The sequence below is a fragment of the Chitinophaga tropicalis genome (genome assembly GCF_009758205.1).
Classification (GTDB): domain Bacteria; phylum Bacteroidota; class Bacteroidia; order Chitinophagales; family Chitinophagaceae; genus Chitinophaga; species Chitinophaga tropicalis.
On record NZ_WRXN01000023.1, the window covers coordinates 1 to 17,950 of the forward strand.

The 17,950-nt window shown below is 44.5% G+C and carries 18 protein-coding genes and 2 tRNA genes; 9 read left to right on the forward strand and 11 right to left on the reverse strand.

Going from position 1 to position 17,950, the window contains the following annotated elements; translation table 11 throughout:
* Positions 1-464 precede the first annotated feature (464 nt).
* A tRNA-Glu gene (locus GO493_RS28975) sits at positions 465-539 on the reverse strand.
* A 97-nt stretch (positions 540-636) separates the two neighbouring features.
* Here GO493_RS28975 and GO493_RS28980 point away from each other — a divergent pair.
* Positions 637-1,023, forward strand: coding sequence for an ANTAR domain-containing protein (locus GO493_RS28980; RefSeq protein ID WP_157309741.1), 387 nt, complete (start codon positions 637-639; stop codon positions 1,021-1,023).
* A 68-nt stretch (positions 1,024-1,091) separates the two neighbouring features.
* Here the strand turns inward: GO493_RS28980 and GO493_RS28985 are convergent, their stop codons facing one another.
* On the reverse strand, positions 1,092-1,931 hold the full coding sequence (locus tag GO493_RS28985; RefSeq protein WP_157309742.1) for a dienelactone hydrolase family protein: 840 nt from the start codon (positions 1,929-1,931) through the stop codon (positions 1,092-1,094).
* Positions 1,932-2,167: 236 nt separating this feature from the next.
* On the opposite strand from GO493_RS28985, the gene GO493_RS28990 reads away from it, so the two are divergent.
* Positions 2,168-2,617: an Hsp20/alpha crystallin family protein gene (locus tag GO493_RS28990; RefSeq protein WP_157309743.1), complete on the forward strand. Its 450-nt coding sequence runs from the start codon at positions 2,168-2,170 to the stop codon at positions 2,615-2,617.
* 134 nt (positions 2,618-2,751) lie between these two features.
* Positions 2,752-3,006, forward strand: coding sequence for a hypothetical protein (locus GO493_RS28995; protein ID WP_157309744.1), 255 nt, complete (start codon positions 2,752-2,754; stop codon positions 3,004-3,006).
* Positions 3,007-3,056: 50 nt separating this feature from the next.
* Here the strand turns inward: GO493_RS28995 and GO493_RS29000 are convergent, their stop codons facing one another.
* Entirely contained in the window at positions 3,057-3,989 is a 933-nt protein-coding gene (locus GO493_RS29000) for an alpha/beta fold hydrolase (RefSeq protein WP_157309745.1), read from the reverse strand.
* Positions 3,990-4,115: 126 nt separating this feature from the next.
* The gene (locus GO493_RS29005) at positions 4,116-5,381 is read right to left on the reverse strand and encodes an erythromycin esterase family protein (protein WP_157309746.1); all 1,266 of its coding nucleotides are present in this window, start codon (positions 5,379-5,381) and stop codon (positions 4,116-4,118) included.
* Positions 5,382-5,552: 171 nt separating this feature from the next.
* Between GO493_RS29005 and GO493_RS29010 the strand changes: the two genes are divergently transcribed.
* Together GO493_RS29010 and GO493_RS29015 are read left to right on the forward strand one after the other, a co-directional pair.
* On the forward strand, positions 5,553-6,602 hold the full coding sequence (locus GO493_RS29010; protein ID WP_157309747.1) for a sensor histidine kinase: 1,050 nt from the start codon (positions 5,553-5,555) through the stop codon (positions 6,600-6,602).
* Positions 6,603-7,283 carry a LytR/AlgR family response regulator transcription factor gene (locus GO493_RS29015; protein ID WP_157309748.1) on the forward strand — a complete coding sequence of 227 codons (681 nt, stop codon included), beginning with the start codon at positions 6,603-6,605 and terminating at the stop codon, positions 7,281-7,283. It abuts the gene before it with no gap.
* Positions 7,284-7,291: 8 nt separating this feature from the next.
* Here the strand turns inward: GO493_RS29015 and GO493_RS29020 are convergent, their stop codons facing one another.
* The 5 genes from GO493_RS29020 to GO493_RS29040 form a co-directional block, all read right to left on the reverse strand.
* Positions 7,292-7,705 carry a DsrE family protein gene (locus GO493_RS29020; protein ID WP_157309749.1) on the reverse strand — a complete coding sequence of 138 codons (414 nt, stop codon included), beginning with the start codon at positions 7,703-7,705 and terminating at the stop codon, positions 7,292-7,294.
* A gap of 10 nt (positions 7,706-7,715) precedes the next feature.
* Entirely contained in the window at positions 7,716-8,657 is a 942-nt protein-coding gene (locus GO493_RS29025) for a c-type cytochrome (protein WP_157309750.1), read from the reverse strand.
* A 5-nt stretch (positions 8,658-8,662) separates the two neighbouring features.
* Positions 8,663-9,373 (reverse strand): twin-arginine translocation signal domain-containing protein, encoded by a 711-nt coding sequence (locus GO493_RS29030; RefSeq protein ID WP_157309751.1) that lies wholly within the window; start codon positions 9,371-9,373, stop codon positions 8,663-8,665.
* 129 nt (positions 9,374-9,502) lie between these two features.
* Positions 9,503-10,270, reverse strand: coding sequence for a helix-turn-helix domain-containing protein (locus GO493_RS29035; protein ID WP_157309752.1), 768 nt, complete (start codon positions 10,268-10,270; stop codon positions 9,503-9,505).
* Positions 10,271-10,424: 154 nt separating this feature from the next.
* The gene (locus GO493_RS29040) at positions 10,425-12,308 is read right to left on the reverse strand and encodes a chloride channel protein (protein ID WP_157309753.1); all 1,884 of its coding nucleotides are present in this window, start codon (positions 12,306-12,308) and stop codon (positions 10,425-10,427) included.
* A gap of 149 nt (positions 12,309-12,457) precedes the next feature.
* Here GO493_RS29040 and GO493_RS29045 point away from each other — a divergent pair, with 149 nt between their 5' ends.
* Positions 12,458-13,090 carry a Crp/Fnr family transcriptional regulator gene (locus GO493_RS29045; protein ID WP_232539151.1) on the forward strand — a complete coding sequence of 211 codons (633 nt, stop codon included), beginning with the start codon at positions 12,458-12,460 and terminating at the stop codon, positions 13,088-13,090.
* 53 nt (positions 13,091-13,143) lie between these two features.
* Here the strand turns inward: GO493_RS29045 and GO493_RS29050 are convergent, their stop codons facing one another.
* Together GO493_RS29050 and GO493_RS29055 are read right to left on the reverse strand one after the other, a co-directional pair.
* Positions 13,144-13,905 (reverse strand): hypothetical protein, encoded by a 762-nt coding sequence (locus GO493_RS29050; RefSeq protein ID WP_157309755.1) that lies wholly within the window; start codon positions 13,903-13,905, stop codon positions 13,144-13,146.
* 102 nt (positions 13,906-14,007) lie between these two features.
* A tRNA-Glu gene (locus tag GO493_RS29055) sits at positions 14,008-14,082 on the reverse strand.
* A gap of 163 nt (positions 14,083-14,245) precedes the next feature.
* Between GO493_RS29055 and gap the strand changes: the two genes are divergently transcribed.
* The 3 genes from gap (at position 14,246) to dctA (ending at position 17,946) form a co-directional block, all read left to right on the forward strand.
* Positions 14,246-15,262: a type I glyceraldehyde-3-phosphate dehydrogenase gene (gene gap / locus GO493_RS29060; RefSeq protein WP_157309756.1), complete on the forward strand. Its 1,017-nt coding sequence runs from the start codon at positions 14,246-14,248 to the stop codon at positions 15,260-15,262.
* 114 nt (positions 15,263-15,376) lie between these two features.
* Positions 15,377-16,573: a phosphoglycerate kinase gene (locus GO493_RS29065; RefSeq protein ID WP_157309757.1), complete on the forward strand. Its 1,197-nt coding sequence runs from the start codon at positions 15,377-15,379 to the stop codon at positions 16,571-16,573.
* Positions 16,574-16,689: 116 nt separating this feature from the next.
* Positions 16,690-17,946: a C4-dicarboxylate transporter DctA gene (gene dctA / locus GO493_RS29070; protein WP_157309758.1), complete on the forward strand. Its 1,257-nt coding sequence runs from the start codon at positions 16,690-16,692 to the stop codon at positions 17,944-17,946.
* Positions 17,947-17,950 lie beyond the last annotated feature (4 nt).

Genomic DNA, 17,950 nt, shown 5'->3' on the forward strand with positions numbered 1-17,950 from the left:
TCAATGCTAAGATTAAAGCCTTTAGAAATGCACTAAGGGGAGTCAGAGATGTAGAGTTTTTCCTTTACAGATTAGCCAAAATCTATGCTTAGAATCAAAATCCCCCAAGTTTTCAACTTGATCCGATTTATACGAGGAGTTCACAACAAAACTTATTGGAGAACGGAAGGCAACTGCGGAGGAATTGGGAAAGATGGGAAATGAGGTGTCGAACCTGGATAAGTGTGTCGATGAGATCATTAACTACGCAGCTAACCTCGCCACCACCTGGGATTTAGGCGCCTACGCCGAAAAACAACAACTTCAATTCTTACTTTTTCCCGAAGGAATGTCCTATAACCGGAAAAATGACCAGTGTCGAACCACACGCGTAAATGAAGTCTTCCTCTCCATCGCCCAACTGTCGCACGAATTAGCTCAAAAGAAAAACGGAGATAATACTTTCGTACTATCTCCGTCATCTTTGGTACCGCGTACGGGAGTCGAACCCGTCATTCCTCCGTGAAAGGGAGGCGTCTTAGCCGATTGACCAACGCGGCCTTTCCCGTTTGGGATTGCAAAGGTAGGAAAAAACTTTATTCAACAAAATTTATTTTCAACCATTTTTCAGCCTATCACATTTCCTACATTTGTACCATGAGGAAACTGAACATATTAATAGCTGAAAACGATACAGACGGCAGAGCGCTGATCAAATCATCTTTTGATGGTTCCGGTCTCTTTAATGTGATGGCTGTTGCTGCAGACGGCAAAGACCTGCAGGATATTATGGAAAGCGGGGACATTTTCTACCCTGATGCCATCCTATCATCTGCCGCTCCGGGATCTGACATCCTGTATTTTATAAAGACAAACGATGCTTTCCGGGAAATACCCGTGGTAACTTACTCGCACTCCGCTACAGACAGCAACGTGGAAAAGTGTGAAAGAATGGGTACGCTGAAACATTTTATTCAGCAAAGAGAAGCTCCGGCATATGAGAAATTTGCAAAAGAGCTATATGATTTTCTTTCAGGAGAATAGTTTCTATGCTATAAAATGGAAAGGGCCGGTTTTTACAAAACCGGCCCTTTCTCATTCAAAAAGCGCTATTACTTAAATATCTGTGCAAAAAACGCCTGCATATCTTTAAAAGATGCCGTATCTGCCGCTGCGTTATAAACAATAGGCAAATTAAACTTCTTACCTTTCTCTGTAGCTGCAGGATTAGTAAACGCATGAGTAGCATTTGCATACTCCTTGAAAGTATACGGGATGCTCAGGGAATCCAGCTGTTTCCTGAAAAGAACCACATCTGCATGAGGTACCAGTGAATCTGCCGCACCATGACAAACCAATATCTGTGCTTTTAGCAGCTCTTTCACCGGAGGCACGCCCTTCAGTCCGCCATGAAAGCTTACTACACCATTTACAGGCAATCCCAGCTTAGCGCCATTCAGCACCATAGATCCGCCAAAGCAATACCCGATAGCCGCAATACGGGTAGTATCTACGCCAGGAAAGGTCTTGGCTTTAGCCAGCGCCGCTTCCAGACGACTTTTACCCAACTGTGGATCTGTATAGAAAGGTGTAGCATATTTACCCGCCAGTTCAGGATTTTCTGCTACTTTACCGTTACCATACATATCTATGCCCAGGGCAAAATAACCAAGCTCTGCCAGCTGTTTAGCCCTGCCTTTTACATAATCATCAAGGCCCCACCATTCAGGAACGATCAGGACAATAGGCTTTTTCGCTGTGGTATCATCACTGTAAGCTACAATGCTTTTCAGCGTAACACTATCCGCCTGGATATCTACAGCCTCTTCTTTAATGGTAACGGCCGCGGTGCTGTCGGCCTTCTTCTCTGAAGTGCCCGTACCACTGTTACAGGCTGCCATAAAGAGAGCAATGGCAGCAGGGGCGAGGATAGTTGCAATGTTGAATTTCATGTGATAGTTATTGAGTTATATAATGATGTTATAACAAATGATGGTAAAGGTAATAATTCCATGATTCTTCCCGGATTTGTCATGTTAACATTCACCCCGAAAAGTTGTCAGACTTACTGAAAAAAAATCAGTCCTTTTCTTCATGGCATTTAGTTTGTTTCATAAAAATGAAAGCTACCTGTTATAAGGGTTCATTTATATTTTATTTGTTCACTTATTAAAAAAGGAGGTTAATTATGTCACTTGTTAAAAGAGATGGAAGTCGCATCCCATCAATCTCTTCATTATTCGACGACTTTTTTAGCCGCGAGCTTTTTAATTGGGGTAACAGTAACTTTTCTTCCACAAGCACAACAGTCCCGTCTGTAAACATCAGGGAAACGGCCGATAATTATGAGGTAGAAGTAGCAGCGCCAGGTATGGATAAAAAGGATTTCAATATAGCCCTTGACGGTAACCTGCTAACTATTTCTTCAGCCAAAGAGCGCCGGGAAGAAAAGAAAGAAGCTAATTATACCAGGAGGGAGTTTAGTTATCAGTCTTTCCAACGCAGTTTTGAACTGCCTAAAGACGTAGTGGACGAAGATAAGATCAACGCCAGGTATGAAAATGGGCTATTATACCTGACTATTCCTAAGAAGGAGGAAGCTAAACAGAAAGCTCCCCGGATGATTGAGATCAAATAAAAGATAGCTGAAGATATTGATATACGGCCTTTTCCAATACGCAGGCTGTCTTGCCTCAGGGCAGCCTGCTTTTGCCTTAACCCAAATACACCATTATCATTATGACTCAGGACTTATTTCAAATCACCGTCAACATGCGCGTAGCTGAAGGTTATGTTGAAACAGGACGTTTCTATATCGGACCTGATAAGGAAACCGCATATGAGGTATTTGAACAGCTGAAAGGCTCTTCCTCCTGTGCCGGTGCTTCCATGCTTCGTCTTGACCTGGTTGAACAGAACAAAGAGCTGAATACCGTATGTAAAATGCTGGAATGTACACTCTGTGACATAGCAGAAAATGTGAAAGTGATAGTAAGAGAAACATTCAGACTGGTTAACCTGGAATAACAATGGAAAAGAGTACATACTGACTCTTTTCCATTGCTACTCCTGCAAGATTATTTTGCTTTCTGAATAAAGCTTAAAAGTGTTGAATTGAATTTCTCCAGCTCTTCGATAAATAAGGCATGGCCGCTTTTCTCCATAGGAACCAGTTCTGAGTTGGTCAGTAAGGCATGCATTTGCTCAGCCAGGTCGTAAGAACAGATCCTGTCCAGTTTGCCATGAAGTATCAGCGCCGGGATCTTAATTTTCTTCAGATCGTCTCTCAGGTCAGAATCACGAAGTGTTTTCAATGCCTCGCCCATTGCATAGGGAGAAGCCTGGGCCTGTATACCGCCTAACCATGCACCGTAACCGGGAGATACACTGGTTTCATTAGCAGGGAATATCTTACCGAAATTCTCGAGCAACTGAGGCCTGTTGGTATTGTTCAGGGCAATCAGGCCATTCACATCTTCTTTAGTCCAGATACCATAATTGAAATCTGATCTTTTTGTCCATATCGGAGCTGCTGCGCCAAACAATGCCAGTTTGGATACGTGTGCCGCATTATATTTGGCAACGTAGTGGATAACCGTTGCTCCGCCCATTGAAAAACCACCAATTGTGGCGTTCTCTATCTTCAGTTTATCCAGTATTACTTTTATATCATCAGCAAAAACATCATAGTTATACTTTCCACCGGGTTTATCAGAAAGCCCAAAGCCTCTCAGGGAAATACCGATTACCCGGTAGCCTTTCTGAATGAAATAGGCATACTGATATTCATACATTGCATCACTTAAAGGCCAGCCATGTATAAATACTACAGGTTTTCCTTCTCCCAGGTCAGTAACATGTAATTTGACGTTCGGTTCTACTTCAATATATTCTTCCCTTCCCAAACCTCCCGGTTGTCTCTTTGTTTGTGAAAAAGCTGCGCCTGATAGTAACAGTGTAGAGAATATAGCTGTGATTACAACAGCAGCTACGGTTGAATTTCTTTTCATTTTATACTTTTGAAAATGGTTTTTATAGTTTGTTGTTTTAGCAGATGATCATCAACTATTGTGCTGCAAAGATGAGACAGTTCGGGGTGTTTGAAAATGCAGAATTTACGCCTCTTATTGCACATTTTACTGCTTATTGACTGAAAGAGGCTTTGTTAATGGAGTTGCTGCATGGGTTTCTTTTATAAACAGGAAAGCATCAAACAGATTGGTCATATTGGTCATATCATATGTTTTAGGGCCACTGTCAGGGTTGTATCCTATAAAACGTAATGGCCTCTCTTCTCTCTTCCGGTTATATTCTGCCGGGAAGAAATAGTAAGCAGGCAAAGCGGAATTGTTCAGGATAGAATCCCAGGAATTTTCCTTTGGCTGTTGTAAAGAATAGGCTGACATAGGATTTGTATAAGTATCCCGGGCTTCGGTGGTGGCGGCAAAAGTACCGGTAGCAGTTCCGGTACCAAGGACAAAGTAGTTTCCCGGGAACATTTTTAGCAGGTGTCCGCCGGTCCCGCCTACCTCGTTATTAAAGATTCCTTTCTTTGCCAGATGAGCATTATGCGCCCAGATGATCATCTTTTCGCCAGGCGCGCCTGCCAGTAAGAAGGCATTATAAGCCATACTGCTATCGCGGGATATTCCTGCCGTCTGGCTTACTGCGCTGTAAAAAGGCCCAAAACCCTGTTTGATATTCTCCAGTGCCGTATGACAGATAGCTTTCTCCGGAATGTTCATGCCGGCAAGCCTTTTGTCCAGGGTATCCGCCAGGAGGTATCCCCGGTGGCTGCTTTGTGATAATAATGCGAAGTCCGGTTTATAGCCTTTCCGGTTCATTCCTTCCCATGCTTCATCCTGTAAGGCAGCTGGCAATTCGAGATCGTTAAGTGATTTCCGGATGCCTGTATCCGTTATATTTCCAAGCAAACGTTTCAGCAACATAACATCCGGCTTAAGCATAACATAGTCCAGCCCTTCTATCCTGACCTTCCGTTTATGCGTTCTGTTATATTCCCTGGTCCACATCAGTAACTCCCTGGTCTCTTCATTTTGCCAGATGCTAAGAAGGTATTTTCTCATGAGTGTATCCGGAGAAGTGCTGTTACGCAGCTCCTGTTCCAGCAGCCAGGTATCGCTGAGGTCATTCTCAAAGGCTATGTGAGTGAAGCCTTTCTCTTCCACCAGTATCCGCGTTATCCAGTAGCGGAACCTGTAGAATTCAGCTGTGCCATGTGTGCCTTCGCCCAGTCCCACAAACTTTTTATTTCCCATCTGGCTGATCAATGGGCTGACTGATTGCCTGAATGCTTTATAATTCCGGGTGTCTGCCTGCATCTCTTGTGCAAAGATATTGTGGGCAAGCAGGAGGAGGAGAAAGGTCAGCGTTTTATGCATGGTGTATTTTATTTTCCTGTAAAAAAACAGGAGATTCACTCCATAAAGCGAATTACCCGGCAGAGAACATATAAGGGCTGCCAAAGGAAAGCTCATTGTTGTTGGTCGTGCAAGGAATGTTGTTTGTCGGAGAAAGTATATTATAATAACCTGTAAACAGATATTTACACCGTGCTTAAGAAATTTAATATCACCTTTCCTGTTGTACTGGAGTTGCTGATATGGATATTATATGCCGCCATTTATAAATATTCATATCACCTGGACCATGCACAACTGCCTTGGATTCCAGGCAATGATTTCCCCTATCTGCAGCTTTGTTTATTCAGTGTCTGTTCTACTTTATACCTGGTACCTTATTATCGCTGGGCTTTACCCGAGCTGGTAGCCAGGAAGAAATACCTGGCCCTGTCCGGGTTGACAATTATATACTTTGCTCTTATCACTGGGTTGAACAATAGCTATATGGCCCGGTTATTTGCGGTATTTACAGAAGATGTAAATGTCCATGCTTACTTTATGGCATTATACCGTCCGTCTTTCCGCGATCTGAATCTCGTGTTCCTGGATTTTATTGCTTTTGCAGCCATTGGTTTTGCCCGGTTCAGTTACAGGAATGAGGCCCGGTTATATAAAGCAGAAACAGATAATCTGCGTCTGCAGCTTAATTTGCTGAAGGTACAGTTACAGCCTCATTTTCTTTTCAATACATTGAACAGCCTTTACGGTATGAGTCTGACGGCGCCGAGGGAACAGACTTCCAGGTATATCCTCCTGCTGTCACAGCTGATGCAGCATATATTATATGATGGAGCAAAAGAATACATAGACCTGGACCATGAGATATCTTTCATGCAGAATTACTTTGAACTTGAGCAGATAAGATATCCTAAGTCGTCAGTTGTTTTCAATATAAGAGAGCTGAACAAGGATACCAGGATACCGCCTATGTTATTCCTGCCATTGATAGAGAACAGCTTCAAACATGGAAAGCATAAAATAGCGGATGATGCGGCGGTGGAAGCAGAACTGTTTATGAACGGGAGGGATTTGGTCTTCAGTGTGAAAAACGATATTTTGGATAAGAAGAGGGAGGCTACGCAGGGGATAGGATTGATCAATATCCGGGAAAGACTGGAACTGTATTATCCGGGAAGGTCCCGGCTGTTGCTGCAGGAGCAGGATGGCCGGTATTATGCGGAAGTAATTATAAAATTATAAATGAATTGTATAATTGTTGATGATGAGCCCTATGCGCTGGAGGTACTGGGGCATTATATAGCCCAGACGCCGGAGCTGTGCCTGCAGGCGGCATTCCGGAATACGGTGGAGGCCTTTGAATATCTTTCCCGGCATACAACAGATCTTTTGTTCCTGGATATTGAAATGCCGCTTGTCAATGGTATCAGCTTCCTGAAGGCTTTACGGGAACCACCAAAGACGATCTTTACAACAGCTTATAAGCAGTATGCCTTTGAGGGGTATGAGCTGGAAGTTGTTGATTATTTATTAAAGCCTTTCTCATTTGAGCGGTTCTCCAGGGCCATACAAAAAGTCAATGCCGGCAGGCAGGAGCCCAAGCCTGTACAGGGAGAGACCCTGCTGATGAAAGATAAGGAAGGATTACAGCATATCAGGCAGGAGGAGATCATCTATATTGAAGGAAGTAAGGATTATATCAAAATAAATACGGCAGGCAGGCCCTATATTTTTTATCATACGCTGAAGGGCGTGCTGGATAAGCTTGATCCGCATGTTTTCATTCAGGTACACAGGTCTTATATTGTCAACAGGCAATACATCCGCCGCATCCGGGAAAACAGGATTTCCCTTCATGACGGGGTGATGATCCCTATTGGCAGATCATACAGGGAAGACTTGATAAGGTTTCTGAAAGGATAGTTGAATGATTACTGCGCTACTTTAATATATCCCCATCCTTCGCTCTGACGGGTAATGATCTCGTAGATAGCGTCAGGTACAACTGTAACACCGGGCAATAATTCACTTGCATCTATATTCTTTCTTTTGAGTGTGAAAGCGCAGACTTTGAATGTGGCTTTTTTCTCATTGATCAGGTCTTCTATATCTTTTGCAAATGCTAGGTTTTCTTTGCATACCATATCAATTCCTTCGCTATACATGGCCACTTCCAGTTGTGCATCCGGTCTGGCTTCCTTGATACCTTTGATCTGGCGAAGTACGGCCGAATAGTTTGCCGGATCTTTGCTGGTCAGATCAAAGATCACTCTGTAAGGTACTTTCTGAGCATACATGTATATACTCCCTGAAAGTAAGAGCAGCAGAAGAGTTAGTTTTTTCATACATCAGTTTTTAATGTTCTCGTTTACGCATTGCCTGCTGAATAGGTCCGAACGGGCCATATTTATGTTGTTGTGCCGGAAATGTATCCGCAAAGGGACCGAAAGGATGATCTACAGGTTTGGTATGTATATTTGGCCAGTCCTGCGCGTATTTTTTTTCCGGTCTGTGCTGTGTAATAATGAACGCTGCAACATGCCAGGCTTCGTCATCACTCAGCTGTGGACTATTATAACTTGCTCCCAGGGGCATGTTGTTTTTGATATACCCTGCCATTTTGGTGATACGATAAAGCCCCGCGCCGGTGTTGAAGCTGCCTTGTCCCCATAAAGGAGGATACTGATACCCAGCGCTATCTGCCTTTTTTTTCCCTTCTCCATTCTGACCATGACATAGCATACATTTCTTCGTGTAAACTGCGGCGCCTTTCTGCGGATCTGCTGCCTGTTTTAAAAAGGGCAGCTCTTTAATGCCGCTTCCTGCCGGCCTGATATCTCTCGGCAGGTGCTGGCCAAGCCAGCGCATATATGCTACCATAGCCCGCATTTCGATACCGTTGCTATCTATGGGGCTACCATTCAGGCTTCGTTCCAGGCAGTCATTGATCTTTTTTTCAAGAGATTCAATGGTGCCGCTCCGTGCCCTGAATTTGGGATAGGTGGAAAATGCGGCTCCGTAATTGTTACCCCAGGGGACGGTACCGGCAGCAAGATGACAGTTCTGGCAATTCATGCCGTTGGTGAATGTGCCCACTGTTCCGCCGGGTCCGAGATACTGAGCTGTATTCGCGATCAGGTCACGCCCATAGCGGATCTGCATACCTTCTTCTGTATGAGGTATAGTTGAGGTGTCAGGGGCGGTCCATAAAATTTCAGATATCTGCTTATCCCTCTTACAGTTCAGCAAAATAATGATCAGGGATACTCCCGACAGCAATATCTTCTTCTTTTTCATGAAATTTATCCTGCGAAGCAGTATCCGCAGCCCTTTTCCTGGGCGCGGCCAACAGCCCATACACCGGATGGTACAACATGTATTCCGGGCAGTACTCCTGCCAGCCAGTCGGCCTTCACAGTGGCGGGATCAAGGCCCATACCTCCTGCAACTGCGGCACTATATACTGTAATAGCCATATTACATACACAGAACATCACCCCACTCTTTTGTAACTGATCAATGCCTATCTCTACCGGCCCTAATCCTGGTACAACAAAGTCATTAGGTTGCGGTTTCCAGAAGGGATTCCTCAATGAAGGGGCTTTAGTGGCCGGGTCTTCGGCCTTGAATACCTCTCCGAGCTTGTATTTGGTCCACAGTGAATTCTCCATTGCATATGGAATAGCATCATGTCTTAATACCACTACTACAGAACAGTCCTGTTCCGGGGTACCGGTAGCGGCATTGGTGAGCAGGAAGACTTTAGGCCATGCAAACGGGAAGATCTCGTGCGGACGGGTGGCATCTACTACCAGTTTGTGTTTACCGGTGATCTTCTTAAACCAGGCATCCGGGTCCTCCTCAGATGAAGGAGAGAAGGCTGAGTGTTCAGATGCAGCCTTAAGATTCAGAGGCCCTGCCAGTGAGGCCAGCCCCAGGGATGTGGCCCCTAATGCAAGCCGATTCAGAAAATCACGACGTGAATTGTGCGGATCATGAAAGAAGTGTGACATATAGTATAGTTTAATTGGTTTACATATGCACTTGTTGGAGGTCTTTCATGTTAATTGGGGACGTGGTCAGGGACGGGATGTAAAACTAGACTAAAAACTACCGCAGGCATGGGAAAAAAGTGACAATCTTCAGAAATCCAATGCCTGTTCAAGCCCGGTGGCAGGGAATTGCCGGACCTCCGGCAACGAGCCCGTGAAATAAAGATATTCCTGCCGGAGATGCTTCTGGTCATAATACCCGAATTTACGCGCCAGCTCCGCCAGGGAAATTGTCTGTTGTTCTGCGATGTATTTCATCATCTTTTTGAAGCGTACAATACGGGAGAATATTTTGAGATTCATTCCTGTCTGTTTCAGGAAATGGCGTTCCAGCGTACGTTTGGTGATAAAAGTTTCTTTTTCCAGTTCATGAATGCTGGCATTGCCATTGGAAGAATAGATAAGCGCAATGGCAGAAGAAATACTCCTGCAATATTTTTTGTTATGCTTCAGTGTTGTGGTTAAAAAGGATTCTATCAGCCGGATTTGTTCCCGGTAACGGTCTGTTTCTTTCAATTGGGAGCGAAGCTCTTCCAGGCAGGGCAGGGGAGGAGAGCCGAATACCCGGTAATATCCGTCAGATTTAAAGTTCAGCATGATCATGCGCGTGCCAGGAAAAAAACGCAGGCTGTAAGGCTGACTGTTAGGTTCCAGGATGATCAGGCTTTCCAGGAACTGACGGCGCTGAAGATCGCAGATGGTTTGCGGCCGGCCTATATTAAATGCCAGCCCGGGAATGACATGCGGTGCCACTAACTTATCCTCATAGCCGGAGAGGAAGGTAGATTCTATCAGTTGATAAGAATGAATATACGGAAGTAAAACATCCGAGGGGATGTTTGTCGTAACCCGGAACATTATAAGATTGTTTGGCCAGATAAATTTCGGGAATCTTTCGGAGCCCGCATAAAAGAAGCCCCTCATTAACAAGACGTTAATTATTATAAGCTATTGCCCTGAAATAAAAACGGGGATAATACTTTTGTACTATCCCCGTTTGTCAGTATTTACCTCAGCTCTTTCCCCTGGATCTCTTAGATTGTTCTTTCCTCAACATTTTCGTTTTGGCCAGTAACCGGTAACTACTTCGCCTTATTGAAATTTCCCGTTGATGTTCGTTACTATCGTCACGCCTTCTGCGATAAGCAGAGAGTATCAGGTGTTTTGTAATAATGCCAGCTACCTTCCCCTTGTTTTGTCTTGAAACTACAGGCAACAGGTCCAGCTTATGTTCTTCCATTAAGGTAATGGCGGCAAGTAAAGTACTGGCGGGAAACACGTAGACCTCTTCATATTCCAGCTCAGAGATGGTAGTATGTCCTTTTAATATTCCTTCATACAGATCTTTTAAATTTATTGCTCCGGATACCTTATCCTCGTTATTAAAGATAATTGCGCCATATCCGTTCTGTATTTTTGAGTTTTCCAATACTTCTCTGATACGTTCATTCGCCGTTACTGCAGGGATGTTTTTATCCATCACCTCTTCCACAACCAGCTCCCGCAAGATATCGGGTTCGTACGCATCTGGTGTTTGCACACCCCGCCGGTTAATTTTCTCCGTCATTATACTGCTTTTCATCATAAAGAAGGAAACGAAGTAGGATGCTGTACATGCCCCCAGCAATGGTAATAAGCCATGTGGTTGCAAGGTTGTTTCAAAGGCAAAGACTATAGATGTGAGCAGGGCTCTTGCTGACCCGGCAAACATGGCTGCCATTCCTATCAGGGCGCAGGTAGGCAGGCTGATATTAACCTGGGGGAACAGAGATGCTACAATAAAACCGAGTCCCAGTCCGGTAGCGCCTCCAATGGTTAACAGCGGTGCAAGCGTTCCTCCTGAAGTGCCGCTGCCTAAAGAGATAGACCAGGAAATAAATTTAAGGAAACACAGTCCCAGTATAAGTTGAATGCTGATGCTACCACTCAGCAGCTGTGAGATATTGCTATAACCAACTCCCATTGTATAAGGGGCGAAATAACCTGTTATACCTACTGCGAGAGAGCCTATTGCCGGCCACCACATCCAGTGAACAGGTAGTTTTTCAAACATGTCTTCAATAAAATAGACGCTTTTGGTCACAAAAGCGGCAATCAGGCCTATAACTGCACCCATGCCTACATAACAGATCATTGCTTCTGTTCCTGCCGGCGGAATGGAAGGCATTGAAAATACGGGAGCATCGCTGAAAAGAGCATAGTGCATGGCTGCGCCTGTTGCGCAGCCTAATGCCACAGGGATAATAGAACGGGGAGAAAATTCAAACAGCAGCAATTCAATGGCAAGTAATACTGCCGCTACCGGAGTTCCGAAAATAGCAGCCATACCGGCCGTAGCCCCGGCAGTCAGCATAATTTTCCTTTCATTGGGGGAAATATGCATGATCTGTCCGGTCAGCGAACCAAATGCGCCACCAGTAGATATGATAGGCCCTTCAGCGCCAAAGGGGCCGCCGGTGCCTATGGAAATAGCGGCAGAAAGTGGCTTTAATAAAGTAATGATAGGTTTTATGCGGCTTTTATTTGTAAGTACCTGTTCCATGGCTTCCGGTATTCCGTGCCCACGTATGGCTGAAGATCCGATGCGTGCCATAATACCCACCAGCAATCCACCTATCACCGGTATGAGAATTACCCACCAGCCATGATGATTGCCTGCCGGACTGCTTTCTTCAATTGAAAATTTTCCGTAAAATGAAAGATTAGTGATAAGGCTGATCAACGCCACCAGCACTTTTGCGATAAAACCTATTATAATAGCATTAAATATTACCTGGATGCTCAGGTATAAGATCCTTTTTGACACCAGAGGCCGGTTTTCTTCCAGCTCCCTGTCAATAATAAGGTCAAGGGAGGGCGCTATTGAAATAGATTCATCAATATCTTTATCGCGCATAAAATGTTGTTTTTTCTGCAAAAGTATTGCTAAAACAACATTTTATTAAATTTATTTATTAAAATGGCTTTTTATAATATTGTTTAGGCAATGTTTTAGTAAATTTGATTATGCATCACGAGACCAATTGCTTTTTGAAAAAATATGCTTTGCCTGAATGGGAAGCTGCGATTGATAACAATTCTAAGCTGTTGACTTTCAGGAAGGGACAGACAATATTCCGGGAAGAAGAACCTGTTACAGGATTCTATTTTCTGCATGAGGGAAAGGTTAAAATACATAAAAAGTGGGGGGCGGATAAGGAGCTTATCATCAAACTAGCAAAGGAAGGCGATGTTCTTGGGCACAGGGGAATTGGTGCAGACCAGCATTATCCGGTCTCTGCCACTGCCCTGGAAGATGCCTCAGTCTGCTTTATCTCTACAGAGTTTCTTAAAACTACACTCAGGGTAAATCCTGAGCTTACTTACCAGTTAATGCTTTATTACGCCAAAGACCTGCAGGAGGCAGAAAAGGGAATGCGGAACATGGTGCATATGGATGTAAAAAGCCGTATTGCGGATACCCTGCTGAAAATTGCAGAAGTATTCGGCTGTGACAAAGAAGGTACCATTAAAGGCACCCTTACCAGGCAGGATATTGCGTCTTATGCCGGAACTACGTATGAAACAATATTCAAAGTGATGAACGAATTTACGGCAGATCATATCATTGAACTTTCAGGAAAAACGATCATTATTAAGAACAAACAGAAATTATCCTCACTTATAAAGCAGGGGTAAATAAGAAAGGTTGCTCAACAGAGCAACCTTTCTTATTTACCCCAAACGGGGAATTATTTAACCTCCACCGGTAGCTTATTCTCATCCTCAAAATAATAGACCCGCAATGTTGGATTCGCTTCCTTACCAAGCCATATATAATGCTGCTCATTATACCGGCGGGAGGCAGCTTCATCTAACACCATGGTATCATTCTTAATTGTAAACACGGAAAATGGATCATAGGTGCCAACCTGTCCAGGTCCCAGGCTATCTATAGCCCCACCAGTTATTTCGTAATCTGTTTTGCGGCACAGGAATTCCGGTTTGCCATCCAGGTCCATGTCCTGCAATTTCATAGGAGTTTGAATTGCGTCGTCAAAAACCATCTTAAAGTGTGTCCCCTGGCCATAGATAATGTTAAAATCACTTCTTCCCGCTCCATAAATATATCCAAACAGCAGAATTTCAAAATGGTTATTGTCTTTATAAACAAAAAAATGGGAGGATTCCACTGCATTCTCGTTTTCCTGTAAAAAACTCTCATCCACAACATCCCACATATTGTTTGTCTCAAATGACTTCCGGTCGCCTCCGTTCAATGAAATCTCAATCTTCTGAAATGTACCGAGATCGCCCTCTTCCGCAGGTTTAGAAAGTGTAAGGGTATCGATCTTCCCGTCATTATTAAGATCTGTGGTTATTACTTCATGAAAATCGGCAGCTACGGTATCTTCTGCCATAGAAATACTATCTGCGGGCAATGCTGTCGGTTGCACCGATGGTTGACAGGCACTAATAATAATCAGGGAGAAAAAGAGATAATTCAGTTTCATAGGGATAAATATGCCAGCAAATATAATCTTTTATCCTGGCCTGACCGAGCTGCCTCAGCTTCATAGGAGCACAAAAAAAGCCACTTGTAAGTGGCTTTTTATTGGTACCGCGTACGGGAGTCGAACCCGTCATTCCTCCGTGAAAGGGAGGCGTCTTAGCCGATTGACCAACGCGGCTTCTAAATCTATGGCGCGATCCATATTTTAGGACTGCAAAGGTAATCGGTATTTCCATATTTACAAAAAAAACTTGCTTAACTTAAATTTATATTGCTTTATCCCTGTATTGCTTGTAAATTCGCTACTCAATTTTTTTCAATCTCAACAAACTCAGTGTAAAATGGGAACTACTCTTAAAATCGGTATTAATGGTTTCGGTCGCATTGGCCGTTTAGTGTACCGTCAGATCTACAAGATGCCAGGAATAGACGTGGTAGCTATTAATGACCTTACAAGTCCCGCTGTATTGGCTCACCTGCTGAAATACGATTCTGCCCAGGGTCGTTTTGACGCAGATGTTAAGCATTCTGATAACGCCATCTCCGTCGACGGAAATGAAGTGAAAATATACGCACAGAGAGACCCATCGCAAATTCCCTGGAAGGATCACGGTATTGACGTGGTAATCGAATCTACAGGGTTCTTCACAGACAAAGATAAAGCAGCAGCTCACCTGACTGCTGGTGCTAAGAGAGTTGTTATCTCTGCTCCTGCTACCGGCGATCTGAAAACAGTTGTTTTCAACGTAAACCATGATATCCTGGACGGCAGCGAAACCATCATTTCCTGCGCTTCCTGCACCACTAACTGTCTGGCGCCAATGGCGAAAGTACTGGACGATACCTTCGGTATCGAAATGGGTCTGATGACTACCATCCACGCCTACACCAACGACCAGAACACCCTGGACGCTCCTCATCCTAAAGGCGACCTCCGCCGTGCACGCGCCGCTGCTGCTAACATCGTGCCTAACAGCACCGGTGCTGCAAAAGCTATCGGCCTGGTACTGCCTAACCTGAAAGGTAAACTGGACGGTAACGCTCAGCGCGTACCAACTATCACCGGTTCCCTGACAGAACTGAGCACCATCCTGAAAAAGAAAGTAACTGCAGAAGAAATTAACGCTGCTATGAAAGCTGCCGCTAACGAATCTTTCGGTTACACTACAGACGAGATCGTGAGCAGCGACATCGTTGGTATCCACTTCGGTTCCCTGTTTGACGCTACACAGACTAAAGTAATGACTGTAGGCGACAAACAACTGGTGAAAACCGTATCCTGGTACGATAACGAAATGAGCTACGTATCTCAGCTGGTACGTACCGTTAAGTACTTTGCAGAACTGATCAGCAAATAAGCTGGCAGCTACTCTTATAATATTATAAGTTGATAAGTGGTGAATGGTAAATGGTGACATAAGACACCATTCACTGTTCACCATTTACATTTTATTATCCTAAAATATTCACCAATGAGCCAATTCTCCAACTATAATTTCAGCGGCAAAAAAGCAGTTGTGCGTGTAGATTTCAACGTGCCTCTGAATGATAAATATGAAATCACTGACGATACCCGTATGACAGCGGCAGTGCCTACCATTAAGAAGATCCTGAAAGATGGCGGAAGCGTTATCCTGATGTCTCACCTCGGACGTCCGAAAGATGGTCCTACAGAAAAATACTCTCTCAAACACCTCGTATACCACCTGGTGAAACTGCTGGACGGCGTTACCGTGAAATTTGCGGAAGACTGTATTGGCCCCGTAGCTGAGCAGGCTGCTGCTAACCTGAACGGCGGAGAAGTACTGCTGCTGGAAAACCTGCGTTTCCACAAAGAAGAAGAGAAAGGAGATAAGACATTTGCAGAAAAACTGTCCAAACTGGGCGACGTATACGTAAATGACGCCTTTGGTACTGCACACCGTGCACACGCTTCCACAGCTGTTATTGCTCAGTTCTATCCTGCAGACAAACGCATGTTCGGTCTGCTGATGGAAGCTGAAGTAGGCAACGCCGAGAAAGTGCTGAACGGCGCTGAAAAACCGTTCACCGCTATCCTGGGTGGTGCTAAAGTGAGCGACAAGATACTGATCATCGAAAACCTGATGGAAAAAGCCAACAACATCATCATCGGTGGCGGTATGGCTTATACTTTCCTGAAAGCACAGGGTAAAGAGATCGGTAACTCACTTGTTGAGAACGATAAACTGGAACTGGCACTGGAACTGCTGGCTAAAGCCAAAACTAAAGGTGTACAGCTCATCCTGCCTGTTGACTCTGTAGCCGCAGATAAATTTGCTGCAGATGCCAACACCCAGGTAGTAAGCAATGACAACATCCCTGCCGGTTGGATGGGACTGGATATAGGAGAAAAATCAGTTGCCCTGTTCAGCGAAACTATCAGCCAGTCAAAAACGATCCTGTGGAATGGTCCCATGGGCGTATTTGAAATGAAAGCTTTCCAGAATGGTACCAAAGCTGTGGCAGACGCTATTGTACTGGCTACTTCCAAAGGTGCTTTCTCCCTGGTAGGTGGTGGTGACTCCGTTGCTGCTGTAAACCAGTTCGGACTGTCTGAAAAAGTTAGTTATGTATCTACCGGTGGTGGCGCTATGCTGGAGTTCTTTGAAGGAAAAGACCTGCCAGGTATCTCTGCTGTAAAAGCATAATGTAAATATTCAGGCCGGAACCTCCGGCTACAGGAAAGCCTTCACCATATGGTGAAGGCTTTCTTTTTAAAAGGAAGGCCGGCCGGCCGGAAATTATTTTTTAGTATCTTGAATGCATGGGTCAATTATATAAGCATCTATACTTCCAGGTGATAGTAGCCATCTGCCTGGGAATTCTGGCAGGAGCACTATTCCCGGCTATAGCGCCAACCGGTGAAATGATGAGTAAGATCTTCATCAACCTCATAAAAATGCTGATAGCTCCCATTATTTTCCTGACAATAGTACTGGGAATAGCCCGCATGGGAGATATGAAGAAGGTAGGCAGGGTAGGAGGCAAAGCCTTGCTGTACTTTGAAATAGTCACCACACTGGCCATTACAATAGGCCTGATAGTAGCCAATCTCCTGCAGCCAGGCAAAGGCATAGCCTTCACCAATACAGATACTTCTGCCGTTGCAAAGATCGAGAAAGCGGCCGAAGGCTTCAGCTGGACAGAATTCCTGATGCACATCGTCCCTTCCAATGCCGTAGAATCCTTTGCCAAAGGAGATATTCTCCAGGTGCTCATCTTTGCGATACTGTTCGGTTATGGCATCACCAAAATGAAAGAAAGTGGCCCCGCACTCCTGCTCACATTTGAAAGAATATCTGAAGTTTTCTTCAACGTTCTGAAGCTTATCATGAAACTGGCGCCGCTGGGGGCTTTCGGTGGAATGGCCTTTACAGTGGGTACATACGGGTTAAAATCACTTACGCCCATGATCAAGCTGATGGGATGTGTATACCTCACCATGTTCTTCTTTATAGTGGTAGTATTAGGAACAATTGCCAGGATGTACCGTTTTAGTTTGTGGCAATACCTTAAATTTATAAAGAATGAAATACTGATAGTACTGGGTACGTCTTCTTCCGAATCGGCACTGCCGGGACTGATGGAACGACTGGAGCAGCTGGGATGCGCCAGGCAGGTAGTAGGCCTGGTAGTGCCCACAGGATATTCATTCAACCTGGATGGTACCAGCATATACCTGTCTATGGCTGTAATATTCCTGACGCAGGTGTTCAACGTAAACCTCACCTTATTGCAGGAAATAACTATCATAGGTATACTGATGATCACTTCCAAAGGTGCGGCAGGCATTACCGGCAGTGGTTTTATTGTACTGGCATCTACATTATCCGTTATTAAGGTGATTCCTATAGAAGGACTGGCAATACTGATAGGAGTGGACCGTTTTATGTCTGAAGCAAGAGCCATCACCAATATCATAGGTAATGGAGTAGCCACCATTGTGATGGCAAAAAGCGAGAACGCATTTGACGAAGAGAAATACCGTGCAGCTATCGGTGGAGGTCACAAAACTATATAATCCT